Genomic DNA, 18,755 nt, shown 5'->3' with positions numbered 1-18,755 from the left:
ACCCTTTCAAATTTTTTCGTTATAAAAGTTGTCTCTAGTTCGGACAGCTTTTCACGCTTAAGCACAAAAGTAGTCCGAAGTTGCCTCGAGTTAAGACAGCTTTACGTTGCTAAACACAAAAGTAGTCCGAAGCTGGCTCAAGTTCGGACAGCTTTACGATGCTAAGCACAAAAGCAGTCCGAAGTTCCCTTTAGTTCAGACAGCTTTTCACCTGTGAGTACTAATTTAATTATAGTTGTATTTGAAGAGGGAGGCGAAGGAAATGAATTAAGTTAGGGCGTATATTTTTACTCGTATAATTAATTGTTTTAAAAACCTATTATTTCCATTTTTAATCTAGTAAAATCTAAATATCAAATTTGATCTCTAAAGGAGTCGTTTTAAATGCGGCAATTAACTGGCGCAATATTTTTATCGTTCGGCTTTTTGTTCCACTTACTTAATCGTTTTGAAGGATATTATCCACCTGATCAAGTTAATTGGATTGCTGGTCTATTCATTTTTGTTGGGTTCGCTTATTTGTTTATTGATTTTAGGAGTTACGTTAAGAAGCATTTTAATAATTAGACTGTTAAGGGGGAGACAAATTGGATAAAATCGAAATACTGAATTTAGTGCCTAAGTTTTTAGCTTTTTATCATAAGGCAAATAAACTTGAAATTGATAGTAAGGCAAGATGGGCACTTTGGGAGGAGTACTATAATTTTGCAGCGGTCCCTCCTGGAGTGGAAGGAAGAAGGATGGCTAGAAATTTGCTGGACAAAGCTTGGGCTAGGTATGAAGAGCTTTTATCGTTTATTGAAAATTGGAAACCAAATGAGGAAAGAGTTCGGGAATACCTAACAAAAGTTAAAAATTTACTAAGCTATGATCAGCCAATTGATTTTGTCTTAGTTTATTTTGTTGGAGGGTTCGAAAATAATCCTTTTGTTGCCCCTTTTGACGATGGACGACTGGCTTTATGTCTTCCAATTGAACTAGGAGAGTCAGCTATTACTCTCGTACATGAACTGACACATGTCGTACATAATTATACTGCCAACCTGACTGCTGATTGGGAAAGAACAATTGCCTCCACTATTTTACAAGAGGGATTAGCAACTCGTGTAAGCCAATTTTTAATACCAGGACATCCAGATGAGCTTTATATTGAGCATAAAAAAGGCTGGCTTCAATCTTGTAAGGAAAACAGAGGAGAAATCATAAAGGGGATCTATCCATATTTAGAAGAATCCTCCTCAGAAGATGTGACAAGGTTTACGTTTGGGAATGGCACCACGAATCACGAGAGAGAAGCATATTACGTGGGGTGGGAAATGGTCAATTTCCTTTTAACTCAAGGAGTCACTTTTGGGGCAATTGCTAGTATTCAAGAAACGGATATTCCTGATTATTTACAGGAGTCCCATTTATTTTTCCAACCGGAAAATAGTCGTTTTTGAAAAATGTAAGTCAATAAATAAAGGATTGAAAGCACGGTTTATGCTGTGCTTTTTTATTTTTAGGGAAGACAAAAAGACTGTAACAAAAAGGAAATTACGCAAATTTCCCCATTAATTTTCATTCCGTTAAATTGAATTTTCTAAATATTCATGTATAATAGCATTTAAGGATATTAAACGGAAATTTTCCGTAATAACATTTTTATATACGGCAACTTTCCGTTTGTAGTCTATAATTACCTGCTCATACATAAATTTTTTACAGAGAGGAGAGACATCTATGACAAGTAGTTTCGTAAAAGATTTAACTCCAGGATTAATTGAATGGCGACGTTCCTTACATGCCTTACCAGAATTGGGATTTATGGAGTACATCACGACGTACAGGATCGGGAAGGAGCTTGAAGCCCTAGGTTTTAAGCTGTTTGTTGGAAAGGAAGCGCTTGATGAGGAATCTCGTATGGGGATTCCACCGGAGAGTGATTTGTTGGCCCATGAGTTGAAGGCTCTTAACTGGGGAGTTGAGGAGGCGTGGCTGGATAAAATGCGAGGCGGGAACACTGGGCTGGTGGCTATATGGGATACAGGGAAAGAAGGGGACCATGTTGGCTTCCGCTTTGATATTGATGCTTTGCCGATTAATGAATCTCTGAATTCGAACCATTTTCCGGCAAAACACCAATTTGTATCCAAGGAGCTGAATGTCATGCATGCCTGCGGACATGACGGACACACAACGATTGGTCTTGGTGCCGCTCAATATATTGCAGCTCATAATGATCAACTGAAGGGTAGTTTCACCCTGCTGTTTCAGCCAGCTGAAGAAGGCGGACGCGGGGCGAGGGCGATGGTGGCTAAAGGCTGGCTTGATGATGTTGACTATTTCTATTCCGGGCATATCGGCATTCAAACTCTTCCGATTGGAACGATTGCTGCTACGACACCAGGTTTCCTTGCTTCGACGAAATACAATGCATATTTTAAAGGTGTTGCTTCCCACGCTGGGATGAATCCTGAGCTTGGCAAAAATGCGCTGCTCGCAGCAACGACAGCGGCCAATAATTTATATGCAATCCCCCGTCACCATGATGGTGTAACCCGAGTGAATGTTGGAAGATTAGTTGCTGGAAGCGGCCGAAATATCATTCCTGAAGATAGTTACATGGAAATCGAAGTCCGTGGGGAAACAGTGGAGATTGCCGAATATATGGCTGAAAAAGCGACGAGGATTCTTCAAGCTGCAGCTGATATGCACGACGTAATCTGCACGATTGAACCGGTTGGCTTGACCGAAGTGGTTGTCTGCAATGAGGAGCTGATCCCGAAAATTACTGAATGGTGTGCCGAAAGCGAGTATGTAAAAGAAGTATTGCCATCAGTGACTGTTTCAGGGTCTGAAGATGTCAGCCTGATGATGAATCGGGTTCAACAGCACGGCGGGCAGGCGACTTATATGTTATTCGGGACAAAGCTTGACCATCCGCACCATCATCCTGAGTTTGATTTTCAGGAAGAGGTTCTGTTGGTTGCGGTGGATACATTCATCTCTATCATTAATGGCGGTTCTAGATTTAATTGATTAATAGTTTTATTCAAGGAGGAGACATGAAAAACAACAATGTGAAAACGTATCTCGCCGAAAACAAAGAGACTTTTGAGAGAATCAGCAAGTACATTTATGATCATCCAGAAACTAGATTCGAAGAATACGAGTCAGCGGAGTATTTAGCATCTGAGTGTGAAAAAGCCGGTTTCTCTGTGGAAAGGAATGCAGGAGGTATAGAAACTGCATTCGTTGCAACTATTGGAAGCGGTTACCCGGTCATAGGGTTCCTTGGTGAGTTTGATGCACTTTCCGGGTTGGGGCAGAAGCCAGACAAAACAGTCTATGAGCCAACAGAAGTAAACGTCGGTCATGGCTGCGGCCATAACCTGCTCGGAACTGGTGCTTTTGCCGCTGCAAGCGCAGCCAAAAAATATCTGGAAGATCATAGCCTTTCAGGTACCGTGAAATTTTTCGGGTGTCCGGGGGAAGAAGGCGGTTCTGGAAAGACGTTCATGGTTAGGGAAGGCGTGTTTGACGGAGTAGATGCTGCGTTATCCTGGCATCCTTCTCCAGCAAACGCCATCATGAGTCTTTCCAGTCTGGCAAACTATCAGGTGTATTTCAGGTTTAAAGGGGTCTCCTCCCATGCTGCAAACTCACCGCATTTGGGCAGAAGCGCGCTGGATGCAGTAGAACTGATGAATGTGGGGGTCAATTATTTAAGAGAACACATCGTGCCTGAAGCAAGAATCCATTATGCCGTGACAAACACTGGTGGCATTTCGCCAAATGTCGTACAGGCAGATGCGGAAGTGCTGTATCTGATTCGAGCTCCTGAAGTGCAGCAGGTAGATGGCATCTACAAACGTGTCTGCAAGATTGCAGAAGGTGCAGCATTGATGACAGAAACAGAGCTTTCCATCGAATTTGACAAGGCTTGTTCGAACTATATACCAAACAGAAGTCTTGAAAAGCTTCTCCATGAAAATCTTGTGGAAGCTGGAACTGAAGAGCCGACCGAGGAAGAAAATGCTTTTGCTAAAGAACTTTGGTCCACACTGTCAGACGGGGAAAAAGAGAGTTATTTGGATCTTTTAAAAGGGTTTGGATATGTGGGGAATGGAACTGAATTCGAGGGGAAGTATCTCTCGGACAGCATCTCGCCTTATGAAGCATCTAATGAAGTTCTTGCCGGCTCCACGGATGTATCAGATGTAAGCTGGGTTGTTCCGACCGCACAGCTGACTGCCGCGACTTCAGCACTGGGTACTCCGCTGCACACCTGGCAAATGACGACACAGGGCATAAGCAGTTTTGCCCATAAAGGAATGCTTCGGGCAGCAGAGTCAATGGCATTGACAGCGGTTCAATTGTTTGAGGATGATGCGAAATTGAAGACTGTTAAACAGGAATTCGAGGAGTTCCTCCAAGCCAACCCTTACACATGTCCAATACCAAAAGACGTTAAGCCATCAACATTAAAATAAATTAAAAAGCGAGGCGAAAATATGGTTACAGAGAAGAAGAAAGCAAGCTTAGCCCAGCGATTTCTGAATGGAATTGAAAGAGTAGGGAACAAGCTTCCAGACCCATTTATTTTGTTTGCAATCCTTGCAGTGCTGGTCATCATTGCTTCAGCTATTTTCAGTGCCTTTGGTGCATCTGTCACCCATCCGGGGACAGGAGAAGAACTTCCAGTAAAAAACCTTGCTTCTGGTGAAGGCCTAAAGTATATTTTGACATCTATGCTGGATAATTTCACTGGTTTTGCGCCTCTTGGATTGGTTTTATCAATGATGCTTGGTATTGGCCTTGCGGAAAAGGTCGGTATGCTTGATTATGCGATCAAGAGAACCATCCTGAAAGCACCTCCCGCACTGATCACGTACACGGTTGTTTTTGTAGGCATTATGGGAAATATCGCTTCCGATGCTGCGATGGTTTTGATTCCCCCTCTGGCTGCAATGGTTTTCTACAAAGTTGGCCGGAATCCAATTGCCGGTTTGGCGGCAGGATACGCTTCAGCGGGTGCTGGTTTTACAGCGAACCTATTGATTGCAGGAACGGACGCACTGCTAGCGGGTATAACCACTGAAGCTGCACAGATTATTGATGAGAATATTGTCGTAACACCAGTTGACAACTGGTATTTCAATATTGTATCCGTTTTTGTCCTTACAATCGTTGGCGGGCTTATCACAACTAAATTCATTGAACCGCGCCTTGGTAAGTATACAGGGGATGCGGTAGAGGAAGCACTTACAGAAGATCCTCCTAAAGCAGGTAAAGCTTTACGTAATGCCGCTATTGCTGGCGGGCTATATATTGCGGTTATTCTAGGTGCGATCCTGTTGCCGAACAGTCCATTGACTAATGAGGACGGCGGCCTGGTTCCTTCACCATTCCTGGATGGCATCATCCCGATTATTCTGTTCTTCTTTATCATTATCGGTACTGTCTATGGAATAACTGTTGGTAATATTAAGAGCAGTAAAGATGTTGCCAGCTTTATGGCTGAAGCGATGAGGGATCTTTCGTCCTATATTGTCCTAATATTCGCAATTTCACAGTTTATCGCCTATTTTAGCTGGTCCAATATTGCTACATGGGTTGCGGTCAACGGAGCGGAATTCCTGAAAGATATCGAGTTTACTGGAATAGGATTGATCATAGGCTATATATTCTTTACCGCGGCATTGAACTTCCTGATTACTTCAGGTTCTGCAAAATGGGCTCTCGAAGCTCCCGTATTCGTACCGATGTTCATGCAGCTTGGATACCATCCAGCATTTACACAGGTAGCCTACCGTATTGCGGATTCATCAACAAACATCGTGACGCCATTAATGCCATATATGGTCATCGTGCTGTCATTCATGCAGAAGTATGATAAAAAGGCCGGTATTGGAACGTTCATTGCCTTGATGCTTCCATATTCGGTGATGTTCTTATTGACATGGATCATCATGATTTTAATCTTCTTCTTCTTTGAACTACCGTTTGGCCCTGGTATTACACCATTTCTTTAATGAAAATAGGATGTGAAAGATACAATGAACAATCTAGAAGAAAAATTAATAGAATGGCGCCGGGATTTCCATCGCTATCCTGAAACTGGATTTTTGGAAATTCGTACAGCTTCCATTGTTGCTTCCATTCTCGACAATCTTGGTTTTGACCTTCGAGTGGGAAAAGAAGTCATGTCACCAGACCATTGCATGGGAAAACCGAGTAAAGAGGAAACAGAGGCTCATTTACAATGGGCACTCGAAAATGGTGCGAATAAAGAGTATATCGAGCCTTTTTCTGAGGGCTATACAGGGATTGTCGCCACATGGGATACAAAAAAGGAAGGTCCAACCATTGCTTTCCGGATTGATATGGACGCTTTGGACATAAACGAATCGCAGGAGGACAGCCACTTCCCAGAAATTGAGGGGTTCCGGTCTACTCTTCCGTATAAGATGCATGCTTGCGGCCATGACGCTCATACAACGATTGGATTGGGACTGGCAACCTTGATAGCTGAGAATAAGGACAGTCTCAAAGGGAAAATCAGATTGATTTTCCAGCCAGCTGAGGAGGGAACCCGAGGGGCCCGCTCGATGGTCGAAGCGAATGTAGTCGATGATGTCGATTATTTTATCGCCTCCCATGTAGGTACTGGTGTTCCAGATGGCCATTTTGTCGCTTCAAAAAATGGATTCCTGGCTACTTCGAAGCTTGACATCACTTTTAAAGGCGTAGCCTCACATGCAGGCGGAAATCCTGAACAGGGGAAAAACGCTCTACTGGCAGCTGCGTCTGCTGCACTGAATATTTATGCCATTCCTCGTCATTCGGAAGGTGCGACAAGAATCAATGTCGGTGAACTTCAAGCAGGTTCTGGCAGAAACATCATCGCTGACCGGGCCTTTTTAAAAGTAGAAACCCGCGGGGAAAACACCGCGATCAATGAGTTTGTCAAATCTCAGGCCGAAGCCGTAATTGCAGGGTCCGCGCAAATGTATGGTGTAGAATATGAAATTCAGACGGTTGGAGAAGCAATCAGTGCGGAGGGGTCGAGAGAACTTGCGAGTGTGCTGCACGCTTGTGCCGAAGAATCGCCATATATTCTGAAAAGTGTGTTAGAGGATAACTCACCTGCAGGTTCTGAAGATGCCACCTTCTTTATCGAAAGGGTACAGAAAAACGGCGGGCAGGCAACATACTGTGTTTTCGGAACAGAGCTTGCGGCCGGCCATCATAATGAGAAGTTTGATATCAATGAAAAGACTTTAATGTCCGCTGTTCATGTACTATTTGAATCAATCAAGAAACTAAATTAAGTATTGGAGTGAGGCAGAGACATCTGCCTCAATTTCAATCTAACCATTTGAAGGGAGGAATGGCAATGAAGGATTGGTTTGAGAAGCATCTGTGCGAGTTGAATTTAACAGAAACAATGGAGCGTCCGGAGGGTTTTTGTCGTCTAGGCTATACGGATGAAGAGTGGAAAGCGATTGATGTTTTTGTTTCACTAGCTGAAACTCTAGGCTTGTACGTACATAGGGATGAGGCGGGGAATGCCATTGCCAGGTGGAAAATAGACGAGGCTGAATCTTTACCTGCAGTTGCTATCGGTTCCCATTTGGATACGGTAAAAGGCGGAGGCGGGTATGATGGTGTGGCAGGTGTCCTATGCGGCCTTGCTGCGATTAAGAAATTAAAAGAAGAAGGTTTCCAGCCTGCTTTCCCTATTGAAGTAATTTGCTTTGCGTCCGAGGAATCATCGCGATTCGGCGTTTCAACAATCGGCAGTAAAGCGATGAGCGGCTTATTGAATAAGAAAGAACTTGAAGGCATGAAAGACGAGCATGGCACCACAATCCGCCAGGCGGTTGAAAGTATGGGACTTAATTGGGAGAAAATAGACCAGGCACATCGGACTGAGTCCGAGCTGAAAAGTTTTATTGAGCTGCATATTGAACAGGGTACCAGGATTGAGGACAATGGTGCAGAATTTGGTGTTGTTACCGCGATTGCTTGCCCAATCCGCTTAAAAGTAACGATTACAGGGCAAATGGGGCATACGGGAACGACGCCAATGGGGAAAAGAAAGGATGCCCTTGTTGCTGCTGCACCTTTGATCAGTTTAATTTCTGAAACAGCTGAGTCCCTCTCGGATGCGAGTGAAGTGCCGATTGTTGCTACGGCCAGCACAATTGTATTGAAACCTAATGCCATGAATGTCATTCCGGGAATCATTGAACTTGGTGTGGATATACGCAGTGTGGATGATCAATTAAAGGAGAAGATGAAAGATCTAATTTGCGATAAATGTATACAGCTTGAAAAGTCATTTGGTGTTAAAATGGAAATGACCACTCTGGTAAATAATTCATCTGTTCAGTTAGATGGAAAAGTGAGAAGTAAACTGCAGGCTTCGGGGGAATCTCTAGGCTATAAAGCCATGGTTCTCGAAAGCGGCGCTGGCCATGATGTGATGAACATGGCCGCTCAATGGCCATCAGGCTTGATTTTTATCAAGTGTAGAAACGGTTTAAGTCACCACCCTGATGAATTTGCCTCACTTGAAGATTTACAAATAGGTACAGACATTCTCACACAATATGTAAAAAATGAAGCAGGTTAATAGCTGAAGCGAAAGAAGTAGGTGTAAAAGATGAAAATCCGTGTCGGGATAGTTGGACCAGGAGACTCTGTTGGCCACATCCTTGCTTTAGGTCGGGAACATAACGATCTTGAAATGGTTCCTTATATATATAAAGAAACAAAGGAGACGGAAAATATCATCCGTGACTATCAAGATGAAGTGGATTTTTGGTTTTTCTCTGGCCAGGCTCCATACTATTATGCACGTTCTAAAGGATTGATCAGGGAAGATACTTCTTATTTTCCCCCATTATATGGTTCAAGTTTGCTAGGGACCCTCCTTGGAGCTCTTTTGAAGGAAGGGGCCATTCAGAATGCCAGCCTTGATACCATCAAACAATCAGAATTGGACACATTGACCAGTACCTATTATTTGGGAGAGATCAATATCCATTCTTTTTCCTATAACGAATATAAACCAGCCGAGGAAATTATCTCATTCCATAAAAAACTGTATGATGAAGGTAAAATTGAGGTGGCTTTTACCTGTGTACAGGAAGTTCATGACCGCCTAAAGGAAATTGGGATTCCTTGTTACAGAGTCATTCCTTCTCCAGTCGCTATCAAACTGGTGCTGCAAAACCTGAAGGAAAGAGGACAATCCAACTGGTATAAACAGTCGCAGATCGCTATCATCGGGCTTGAGGTGATCCATTCAGCAAGTTCGCTGGATCAGCAGTATTTTTCTTATGAAATGAAGCGCCGTGAACTTGAAATCAAGCAGGTCATGCTGGACCATGCCGAAAAACTACAAGGCTCCTTCGTACAAATCGGTGACGGTTTGTTCTTTATCTATACGACCAGGGGCGAGATGGACATGCAATTCCAGGAATCCTCTATGTATTCCCTGATAGAAGAAGCAAAAGTTCACAGCAAGCTAAAGCTCAGAATTGGAATAGGCTACGGTTTGACCGCTTATGACGCGGAACAAAATGTCCGGCTTGCATTACATTATGCAAGGGAAAAACAGACCCCATCTGTTGTCAGTGTCGATGAAAAGAAACAGATTAATGAGCACCAGTCAGAAACGGGAGAACTGAACATAACCTACCAGCAACGTAAATGGGGTGAAGAATGGGAAGAGCGCTTTAAAGAAGCCAAAATCAGCCCCGGGATCGTAAGCAAAATCGAGTATCTATCAAGACATTACAAAAAAAATATCGTGACAGCACAGGAAGTTTCTAGATGGCTGAAAAGGACCGAACGCAATTCTAGAAGAATCATGGTCGAACTTGAGCGCCTTGGTCTTGCAAAAGTCACGGGTGAAGAACAGCCAGGACAAAGAGGCAGGCCAAGGAAGGTTTATGAATTGTTGTTTTAACTAAAATGGCCTGAAGGTAAAAATTAATTACTTGTTGATATTCAGACTGCAGACAAACTTATCTGCAGTTTTTTTTTGCTGAACTGTTTTTAGTGTAGCTATTTTAGAAACTTAAATGAAAGAGGTTATATTTAATTCATTGGCTGTAAATTGCATGTGAGGGATAAAAGCAAAAAATGGTCTGGCAAGATTCGAAATTGAACCGTAAAGCAAATAGCGAAAGGCTGTCAAAATAATCATTTTTGACAGCCTCTTATAGATCTTAACGCTTGTTTCTTTTCTTCAAAAGGAAATAGATGATTCCAGCTATTAATGCAATGATGGCGACTGGAATGATATAAGGTTTTGCTGCATCCTTAATTCCGGCCCAGTTTTCGCCAAGGACCATTCCTAAATACAGAAAGAACATTGTCCATGGAATGACTGCAGCCACAGTATAAAGCGTGAATTTTACGAAAGACATTCTCGCAATTCCGGCTGGAATGGAGATGGCATGTCTGACAACAGGGATGAATCTTGCGGAAAAAATAACACCTGGCCCGTATTTTTTAAACCATTGTTCAGATACGTCAATATGGTGTTTATTAATCAGAAGATATTTACCGTACTTCTCCAATACCGGCCTGCCGCCATAGAAGCCAAGCCAATACAGAAACAGCTGTGCAATTGTTCCTCCGATGGTACCCGCAATGACAGCGCCTGCAAATCCGATTGTCCCTTCTGAAATCATATATCCGCCATACCCAAGGACGATTTCGCTCGGAATTACTTCAAGCATCAAGCCGATAGCTATTCCGAGATAACCCAGCCCTGATAACCAGTCTAAAACATTCATAATAAAATCTTGCACGAAAAACTCCACTCCTAACTATATAACCGACTTTTTAATTATAGTAGTTTTATGAAAATGATGTAAATAAGATTATTTAATGCTGATTTATAGGACACTGATTCTTTCGTCCGCTTTGATAGGATAAATAGAGCAGCGAGAATTGCTAGTTATATTTAGAGTTTTGACTGATAACGAGCTATCACAATGAATTTTAAAGTCTAAAAGCATGCATTTCTTTTATGTGTTTTAAAACAAATGTCTCCCGTTTCAACCAGCTATTTTTCTCGAGATTATTAATTAGGGATTCATTTTGGATTATAGCTTCCTCCAGGGTTACCCATTTTGCTGTAAAATCCATTTTGGCTTCATAATCATCTAGTTGCTGGGTTACCTTTTCGTCTGTTGCCAATTCGCATAGATAATAATGTGAAGTCATTTGAAATAATGTGTGATCTTCATACTCATCCATTTTTCGCTCTATGACAATCCCAACCTTGTCTTTAACTAGGCTATTTACATAACCGGTTTCTTCTCTCACTTCTCGTTTTAGACAATCTTCATGGGTTTCATTTTCCTCTAGGCCGCCTCCAGGAAACTTATAATCTCCCCAGTTGGACTCAACTAGTAGAATACGATTATTTTTCATAATGATGGCTCTTATGGCGACACGATCGATGGTTTTCAAAAAGCTTTTTAAATTTTGTTCGTCCAGTTCTAGATTGAAATTCATCTTTTTCACCTTTTCGGATAATTGATTAGTTATTAGTGAAATATTTCCATTAATAGATTATCATATTTATAACCAGAATCATCCATTTTTTGTTGGGCTAGGGGGAAGGGTATGTTCAGCTTTCAAGTAAACGAATCTATAAGTCTTGAGTTATTGCAGCAGCATCTAGCAGAGGAAATTTTTCAGCTGATTGATGACAATAGGGAGCATTTAAGAGAATGGTTATTATGGGTCGATAAGAGAAAATCGGCAGAGGATATGGTTCCGGTAATTAAGTATTTTCTCGAGAATCTGGCGAATAATCAAGGGTTTGATGTGGCAATCAGGTATGATGCCCGACTAGTTGGAATGATTGGCGTTCAATTTGATTGGGGAAATCGAACCGCGAGTATTGGTTATTTTCTTTCAAAGGACTGTGAAGGAAAAGGGGTCATTACAACCAGTTTAGAGAGGTTAATTCGTGAATTATTCGACAGGTATTCTGTGAATAGAATTGAAATTCAATGTGCTGCAAATAACGTCAATAGCCAGAGAGTTCCTGAGAGATTGGGTTTTAAAATGGAAGGAATCAAGAGGGCCGGGCAATATCTTCATGATCATTATGAAGACTTGATCATTTATAGCCTTTTGAAAAGTGAAATCTAACTCAATAGCAAACACAAACGCCTGGATATATTCCCGGGCGTTTCTAATTTCCTTTATTGCCATCTGCCCATCTAGTAGGTACTATTGGAAGAGGAATAGATGGATGAAAAGATGTAAAGTTTACTTTACAAAATGTAAAATAGACTATACAATAAGGATAATAAAGGAAAGAAAGGGTTAATTTTTTTTACCCATAATGTATAGTTGGCTTTACAAAATGTAAAGTCAAGTTTGCATCAAGCTTTGTAGGGAGGGGTGGTGCCGATGGGGTTAGCAAATCGTGTCAAAGAATTAAGAGCAAAACATCATTATACGCAAAATGATCTGGCCGAAGCGGTTGACGTGACAAGGCAGACGATTGTTGCACTTGAAAAGGGAAGCTATATACCGTCCTTATTGCTGGCCATGAAGATTGCACGCACGTTCAAGCTGCCAATTGAAGAGATCTTTTTTATGGAGGGGGAAGAAGTAGGATGAATCAAAAATTTTTAATGTCAATCGGGATCTTCGTTTTGTTTGGTTGGGGTATGATCGCTCTTTATTATGCACAGATGGATTTTGCGGAAGTGATAAATAATCCTGAACCGCCATGGACTGTGACTATCAATGCAACTCCTGTTTTTGCAGCCCTGGTATTCGGTGGGATCCTCTCAGCCATCTTGTTTAGGAAAAGCAAAAAGAAGAACAAATCCTTTGCCAAGGCATTTTTCCTGCCGCCAGAGTTTGAGGAAACTGATGAGCGAGAACAAGAAATCACGGCGAAAGCATGCAGGGCATCCTATGTCACCATGTGGTATGCCTTTCCAGTTCTGACAGCTCTTATGCTGTTTTATCCGTTTATTTCTGAAACCGTTCCGTATTATCCAGTCATTATTATCATGCTGTTTCCATTTGTACAATCGATTGCTTATTTTCTTACGTGGAGAAAGCATTATTGAGTTGTGTGTTGGTAAAGAATTAACCCATAAAGCAAACGTTATCTAAAGGGATTTCGTTTGCTTTTTCATGTTATGGATGTAGATTATCATCATTTAGCGAATAAACTGCTGGTTTTCACAAATGAAAATCTATAAATGATTAAATACTGGTCATCGAATCCTTAATTTACGCAAAAATGGGCAATTATTTTATTGTAGCAGATTAATACATATTTTCAGCCTATTTTGAGGGAATCTCGCACTTGTTTATTACGAACCAGGTATACCCAGTGTTAATTTCGAATCTAAATCTCTCCAAAGCTACGATTGTATTTTTCTAGAAAATAATACCATTCCCACTATGTTTATATTATACTTTTAGAAATATCAAAAAATCGGGGTGATTTCTTTGGATGGTTGTTTTATCTGCAATAAACACAGCGGCAATATACAAACTTCGGGAATAGCAATTTATGAGGATGATTTTGTGTATGTTGGTCATATCGATCGTAATGGGAATCCGAACTATTTGGGTCATATTATGATTGACTTGAAAAGGCATGTCCCTACACTTGGAGAGATGAATATGGAGGAAGCAAAAGTGTTTGGGATGATGATGGCTAAAGTAAGCAAAGCACTCATGGAAAGTGAGGCTGCTGAACACATTTATTCTTTTGTGGCGGGGGATTCAGTGCCGCACCTTCATATGCACCTTGTTGCTCGATATCCGAACACACCTAAGGAATTTTGGGGACCTAATGCTGTTTACGATTGGGAAGAGGCACCGATGGGAAACAATGAAGAAGTTATTTCGCTTTGCAGCCGCCTTAAAAAGTATATAGAGAATCATCCTTATGAGTAAAAATTAACGGATTTTATTTGGGAAGGCAGCCTGGAAAATTTCATCAATCACTTTTCAGCTAGGTAAAGTCTTGAACATGCTGAGTACCAATAATATTTCAAATAAGCGCAGGAATCATCATCCTGTGTTTTTTAATGAGCTGCTTTTTGATTTTCCTCAATATATTTGATACGATTAAATCGTAGACGATTTAATTTATAACGAGGAGGAACTGTTAATGGAAACGGTATATGATTTTACCGTTAAAAAGGCAAATGGAGATACTCAATCCTTAAGAGATTTTGAAGGGAAGCCGATGCTCATTGTCAATACTGCTAGTAAATGCGGTTTGACTCCTCAATTTAAAGGCCTTCAGGAACTTTATGACCAATACCAGGAAAAAGGATTGGAAATTCTGGGTTTTCCTTGTGGACAGTTCAATAATCAGGAGTATGACAATATTGCCGAGACGACTCAGTTTTGCCAGCTGAATTATGGTGTCACTTTTCCTATGTATGCGAAAATCGATGTGAATGGTGCGAATACAGATCCCCTTTTTGCTTTTCTAAAAGAACAAAAAGGCGGGGTACTGACGAAGGATATAAAATGGAATTTCACTAAATTCCTCGTCGACCGTGATGGACACGTTGTGAAACGTTATGCTCCAACGACTGAGCCTGAAAAAATCGAGAATGATCTTTGTGAATTACTTTAATCATAATAAAGGGTGAGTCAATTGAAGGATTTACTAACATTAGAAAATCAGCTGTGTTTTGCTGTCTATGATGCAGGGAGCCAGTTTACAAAGCTTTACACGAAAGCACTGGATTCCTTCGGGCTCACCTATCCTCAATATCTGGTTTTATTATCCCTTTGGGAGAAGGATGGGGTTACTGTTAAGGAACTGGGTGAAAAGTTGAACCTAGGCACAGGCACATTGACTCCAATGATCAAAAGGATGGAAGCCAATGGCTGGCTGAAGAGAGAGCGTTCGACTGAGGATGAAAGGAAGGTTTCCATAAGTCTTCTCCCAAAAGCCAAAGAACAAAAGGAAGAAATCGTGCAAAAAATCGCCACAGAGTTGAAGCTTTGCAATATTGAGTATGCAGAGTATGAGCAGTTAATGAAGATGTTAGGCGTTTTGCGGGGGAAATTGGGCGCATATAATCGGTCATGAAATTATCAGATTTAAAATTCTCTTTTATTCATATATGGTTCTTCGTGGAGGCATCCCTATCAGTAAGCCAAGTAATGTTTGAATTCTGTTGAACTGATATGCCAATCTAATTGACGAATTACAAGCAAGAAATTTCAGCATTGGAATTAAATAAATTTCTGCCTAATGAGATTTAGATAAGTAATTAATTAGAAAAGGAGCAAATTTTGAACTCATTTAAAATGTGCTCCTTTTGCTTAAGCAGGACAAAAAGTATGTAATGCATTGCAAATTTACAGAGTGACTTGCTACCTGAATTCATGAACTATAAATATAGCAAGGGACGTTCCATGCCTATCAAGAAAAAAAATTTTTCTTTATTTTAGAAGACAGCAACCTGTTTGAAGCCTAGATCTAATAACGCTTTTTCTAGAGAACTGCTAATCTTTGTTATATTAAAATCCAATCCTATACGTGTAATCGTTTGTGCAATTGCAGGGCGAATCCCTGTAATAATAATTTCCACCCCAACTAGTTGTAACGTTTTTACGATTTGAAAAAGGGAGTTCGCAACAACACTGTCAATGATTGTAACTCCTGAAAGGTCTACAATAAAATATTTCAGTTTTAGCCTCATCGCTTCATTCAATGAAACCTGCATAATCATTTTTGCCCGATCGTTATCAATGGATCCAATCACTGGCAAGACAGCAATTCCAGAAGCAATGGGAACAACCGGGACAGAAAGTTCCTTTAGTTCTGTGAAGGCTGATTTCATCCGTTCGTTGTTATGCTTTTCGTGAACATCTCCCGTGATTTTAAAGATTGAATCAATCAGTTTGTCGAATCGGTCAGCTATCTGGACCATCGTGGTACAGGAAATTCGATTTTGCTCTAATTCCTCGGTGAATATTTCCCAAATGACCAGACGGAAAAGGGAGATGATTCTTAGTGCCTGGGTTAAAGAAACGCCATATCGAATGGTTTGGTTCGCTACTTCCCTCGCCCATTTACCTACAGATTTATAAACCTCTTCTTGATTTTTATAAAGTGCTTCTCCAAAATATCCTATTAGTTGAGATCGATACTTCAAGTATTCCGACTCTGGCATTTTAAACTTTTCAAAATGCTCAGTGGTAAATTTAAGGATATTTTCACTAAAAATTATTGCTAGCTTGTCACGGTTTTCAAATATTTTCCTGCCTATGAATTCGAACTCTTCTTTTGACATTTCTTGTCTCCTCACGTTTGAATTCTTAAAGCTTATGGTTTAGCATTAAGAGAAAGCAAGTTGATAAATAATAAAGAAATGATTTTGATTAAGTACTTAAATAAGCGTGTGGTGGAGAGATGGAGAATTAGGGCTCCTGGAGGTTTTTGAAGATTCCGAATGTTCTCTAAATATTAACATATTTCCCTTGATAAAGCGAAGGGAAAATAAGTAAAGTTTAGTCTTCATTATTTATGGTTTCATGATTGGTTTATCTCGAAAACTAATAATGAATAATTAAAAATGTCAGGAACTCATTTTATACTTCAGGTGAATACTGACTGTTATTATTGTGATATTCAGGGGAGGGAGATATTTCCGTGTCATTGAATGTTGGGGATTGTATTGTTTTTGAACGCACTTTTACCAAAAGAGAGGTGGAACTTTTCACAGAGATTTCTGGTGACGAAGGGATCCACCATCTGACACCAGATGAACAGGGTAGGGTTGTTGTACAAGGTCTCTTGACGGCCACCCTGCCAACCAAAGTGGGCGGGGATCACAATGTCCTCGCAAGGAATATGGACTTTGAATTCATCCGTCCCGTTTTTACCGGCGATACGATTGTCTGTGAGGTGAAAATCGAGCAATATGAAAAGCAGGCAAATCAGCGTACAGCCATTCTCGCGACTTTTGCTTGTGTGAACCAGAATGGAAAGGAAGTATTGAAAGGCAGTTTTTCTGGGGTTATTTTACATCATACCTGACCACTTAGAAGCATAGGGAGATTTCCTGTGCTTATTTTTTATATGTTGCTGGAAAATTTTGCTGTACTATTATGTTATAGGATATCGTCTTACTTAGTATGGTGTAAGCAATGGCATACCCCGGAGGGCCGATGACGATGTATTATGTAGCTTTAATGCGTCCCAATCACGGCTACAGCTTATGCATGGTATTACATAGAAGTCTTAAGGCCGAGTGAATATGGGACCAGGGACACTTTACGGAGTACTTTCGAGAATGCAGAAGGACGGTCTAATTGCTTTGGCTGAAAATGATGGTCGAAGAAATACTTATGAAATCACATGGGAAGGAAAACAAGCATTTAGAATCGAGTATGATCGGTTATAAGAACTGATCCAGGATAGTTGGATCCTAGAGGAGAGTGAGGAGAATGAATAAACCGGTCTATAAGCTCCGCCCAAGTGATTATTGGAGAATTGGAGAGCATGAAAGCTGGTTTCCAGATATGGCTGCGCAGGGGCTATTCTTGAAAAAGATGGGCATTCATTTTGCCAGGTTTGAAAAAAGTGAACCGAGGAAGATGAGATATAGAATTGATGTAACTGCGAAAAAGACAATCTCCACTGAACAAATTGAGACTTATGCCGATAGAGGCTGGGATATTGTCACCAGTTACGGGAATTTTCACGTCTTTTCATCACCTGAAGAGCTAGAAGCTCCAGAACTTCATACCGATCCTGCTGAACAGTCTTATAAATTAAAGAAACTGGATAAAAAATTGGCGTTTAATGCCGGAGCCGTGATTGTTGTATTAATGTTGATGATTGGCATGATGACTTCCATTTGGTTTCTCGATGGTATTCCTACTTATGCAATGGTGGATGGAGCAGCCATCCAGCTGACTATTTTTACGCTTCTTATTGCTTATATGGCCTATCATTCACTTGTTGCAGCTCTATCAATCCGTGCTTTGCGTAAAAGACTAGTTGAAGGTAAACCGATTGACCATCGAGCACCTTGGAAGAAACATCACCTCATTCACACAGCTGCAGCTTTTCTGTTTACAGTGTTAGCTGGTGCGAGTGCGGTTATTCCCTTCATGCAGCTGGTGAAAATGGATACAAAAACCTTGCCCGAAACAAGTGAGGATTTGCCGATTGTCAGATTGGCAGAAGTAGAGCAGAATCCCGAATTGGTTCGTTCTGAAATTGTTTATATGAGTGACAATGTTGATTGGGGAAACCGTTACTCCTATAAATGGAGTCTGCTTGCACCAGTGCAATATGAGACAGATGAATCCGGCCAGGTGCCGGGTAAGCAATGGAATGATGGGAGTGGTGACTATTCTCCGGGAATCCATACACAGTTCTACAAGCTGACATTTCCAGGCATGGCGGATAATCTGGTTTCTGACTTGATCAAACGATACAAATATGGAAACAGCCAGGACGAGTATCGGAAGAAGAACCATCCCGACTTGGATCTACTGATTGTCCATGTCGAGAAAGATATGAAAGAGGTATTTGCTTCACGAGGAGACTCCGTCATGTATGTCAGATATCATGGGAATGCGAAGGTAGGAACGGTAATAGATAATGTGGCTAAAAAGATTCACTAACTTACAGTTTAAGTTGTGCGTGAGATGTATTTAAGCATTCAACTGGAATTGGTCAGATAAGTGGTGATAGGCATTCGTAATTTTGACAGGTTTGC

General features: G+C 41.0%; 19 protein-coding genes. 16 read left to right on the top strand and 3 right to left on the bottom strand.

Translation table 11 applies throughout. From position 1 onward, the window contains the following. The first annotated feature begins 587 nt into the window (after nt 1-587). The 7 genes from FS736_RS06920 to FS736_RS06890 all read left to right on the top strand — a co-directional run bounded on the left by FS736_RS06920 (nt 588) and on the right by FS736_RS06890 (nt 9,964). Entirely contained in the window at nt 588-1,442 is an 855-nt protein-coding gene (locus tag FS736_RS06920) for a hypothetical protein (protein WP_144475655.1), read from the top strand. A 280-nt stretch (nt 1,443-1,722) separates the two neighbouring features. Continuing rightward, nucleotides 1,723-3,021: an amidohydrolase gene (locus FS736_RS06915; protein ID WP_144475654.1), complete on the top strand. Its 1,299-nt coding sequence runs from the start codon at nt 1,723-1,725 to the stop codon at nt 3,019-3,021. Nucleotides 3,022-3,047: 26 nt separating this feature from the next. Next, nucleotides 3,048-4,475 carry a M20 family metallopeptidase gene (locus FS736_RS06910; protein ID WP_144475653.1) on the top strand — a complete coding sequence of 476 codons (1,428 nt, stop codon included), beginning with the start codon at nt 3,048-3,050 and terminating at the stop codon, nt 4,473-4,475. 21 nt (nt 4,476-4,496) lie between these two features. After that, a complete protein-coding gene (locus FS736_RS06905) occupies nt 4,497-6,017 on the top strand; it encodes an AbgT family transporter (RefSeq protein ID WP_144475652.1) in 1,521 nt (506 codons plus the stop codon). A gap of 24 nt (nt 6,018-6,041) precedes the next feature. After that, complete coding sequence (locus tag FS736_RS06900; RefSeq protein WP_144475651.1) at nt 6,042-7,316, top strand: M20 family metallo-hydrolase; 1,275 nt, start codon at nt 6,042-6,044, stop codon at nt 7,314-7,316. Nucleotides 7,317-7,381: 65 nt separating this feature from the next. After that, nucleotides 7,382-8,623 carry a M20 family metallo-hydrolase gene (locus FS736_RS06895; protein ID WP_144475650.1) on the top strand — a complete coding sequence of 414 codons (1,242 nt, stop codon included), beginning with the start codon at nt 7,382-7,384 and terminating at the stop codon, nt 8,621-8,623. A 30-nt stretch (nt 8,624-8,653) separates the two neighbouring features. After that, nucleotides 8,654-9,964: a helix-turn-helix domain-containing protein gene (locus tag FS736_RS06890; RefSeq protein ID WP_144475649.1), complete on the top strand. Its 1,311-nt coding sequence runs from the start codon at nt 8,654-8,656 to the stop codon at nt 9,962-9,964. 262 nt (nt 9,965-10,226) lie between these two features. On the opposite strand, the gene uptA is transcribed toward FS736_RS06890, so the two are convergent. Further along, on the bottom strand, nt 10,227-10,799 hold the full coding sequence (gene uptA / locus FS736_RS06885; RefSeq protein ID WP_260983568.1) for an undecaprenyl phosphate transporter UptA: 573 nt from the start codon (nt 10,797-10,799) through the stop codon (nt 10,227-10,229). Between the two features lie 208 nt (nt 10,800-11,007). Continuing rightward, nucleotides 11,008-11,526: an NUDIX domain-containing protein gene (locus tag FS736_RS06880; protein WP_144475647.1), complete on the bottom strand. Its 519-nt coding sequence runs from the start codon at nt 11,524-11,526 to the stop codon at nt 11,008-11,010. A 111-nt stretch (nt 11,527-11,637) separates the two neighbouring features. Here FS736_RS06880 and FS736_RS06875 point away from each other — a divergent pair, with 111 nt between their 5' ends. The 6 genes from FS736_RS06875 (at nt 11,638) to FS736_RS06850 (ending at nt 15,106) form a co-directional block, all read left to right on the top strand. Further along, nucleotides 11,638-12,171 carry a GNAT family N-acetyltransferase gene (locus FS736_RS06875; protein WP_144475646.1) on the top strand — a complete coding sequence of 178 codons (534 nt, stop codon included), beginning with the start codon at nt 11,638-11,640 and terminating at the stop codon, nt 12,169-12,171. 264 nt (nt 12,172-12,435) lie between these two features. Beyond that, nucleotides 12,436-12,648, top strand: a complete 213-nt coding sequence (locus FS736_RS06870; RefSeq protein WP_144475645.1) for a helix-turn-helix transcriptional regulator — start codon at nt 12,436-12,438, stop codon at nt 12,646-12,648. After that, nucleotides 12,645-13,109, top strand: coding sequence for a hypothetical protein (locus FS736_RS06865; RefSeq protein WP_144475644.1), 465 nt, complete (start codon nt 12,645-12,647; stop codon nt 13,107-13,109). The genes FS736_RS06870 and FS736_RS06865 overlap by 4 nt, the downstream gene beginning before the upstream one ends. Before the next feature lie 388 nt (nt 13,110-13,497). Then, entirely contained in the window at nt 13,498-13,950 is a 453-nt protein-coding gene (locus tag FS736_RS06860) for an HIT family protein (protein WP_144475643.1), read from the top strand. Between the two features lie 217 nt (nt 13,951-14,167). Continuing rightward, nucleotides 14,168-14,644, top strand: coding sequence for a glutathione peroxidase (locus FS736_RS06855; protein ID WP_144475642.1), 477 nt, complete (start codon nt 14,168-14,170; stop codon nt 14,642-14,644). A gap of 21 nt (nt 14,645-14,665) precedes the next feature. Beyond that, a complete protein-coding gene (locus tag FS736_RS06850) occupies nt 14,666-15,106 on the top strand; it encodes a MarR family winged helix-turn-helix transcriptional regulator (RefSeq protein WP_144475641.1) in 441 nt (146 codons plus the stop codon). Nucleotides 15,107-15,467: 361 nt separating this feature from the next. Here the strand turns inward: FS736_RS06850 and FS736_RS06845 are convergent, their stop codons facing one another. Further along, nucleotides 15,468-16,316 (bottom strand): STAS domain-containing protein, encoded by an 849-nt coding sequence (locus tag FS736_RS06845; RefSeq protein ID WP_144475640.1) that lies wholly within the window; start codon nt 16,314-16,316, stop codon nt 15,468-15,470. A gap of 359 nt (nt 16,317-16,675) precedes the next feature. Between FS736_RS06845 and FS736_RS06840 the strand changes: the two genes are divergently transcribed. The 3 genes from FS736_RS06840 to FS736_RS06830 all read left to right on the top strand — a co-directional run bounded on the left by FS736_RS06840 (nt 16,676) and on the right by FS736_RS06830 (nt 18,660). Continuing rightward, nucleotides 16,676-17,062 (top strand): FAS1-like dehydratase domain-containing protein, encoded by a 387-nt coding sequence (locus FS736_RS06840; protein WP_144475639.1) that lies wholly within the window; start codon nt 16,676-16,678, stop codon nt 17,060-17,062. A gap of 220 nt (nt 17,063-17,282) precedes the next feature. Beyond that, nucleotides 17,283-17,429: a PadR family transcriptional regulator gene (locus tag FS736_RS25115; protein WP_313959708.1), complete on the top strand. Its 147-nt coding sequence runs from the start codon at nt 17,283-17,285 to the stop codon at nt 17,427-17,429. Nucleotides 17,430-17,472: 43 nt separating this feature from the next. Then, on the top strand, nt 17,473-18,660 hold the full coding sequence (locus FS736_RS06830; RefSeq protein ID WP_144475638.1) for a DUF2812 domain-containing protein: 1,188 nt from the start codon (nt 17,473-17,475) through the stop codon (nt 18,658-18,660). Nucleotides 18,661-18,755: the final 95 nt, after the last annotated feature.

The organism is Cytobacillus oceanisediminis 2691 (assembly GCF_007678455.1).
GTDB lineage: Bacteria > Bacillota > Bacilli > Bacillales > Cytobacillaceae > Mesobacillus > Mesobacillus oceanisediminis_A.
The sequence above is the reverse complement of the archived record's forward strand: the minus strand, read 5'-3'. Positions and strand labels throughout refer to the sequence as shown.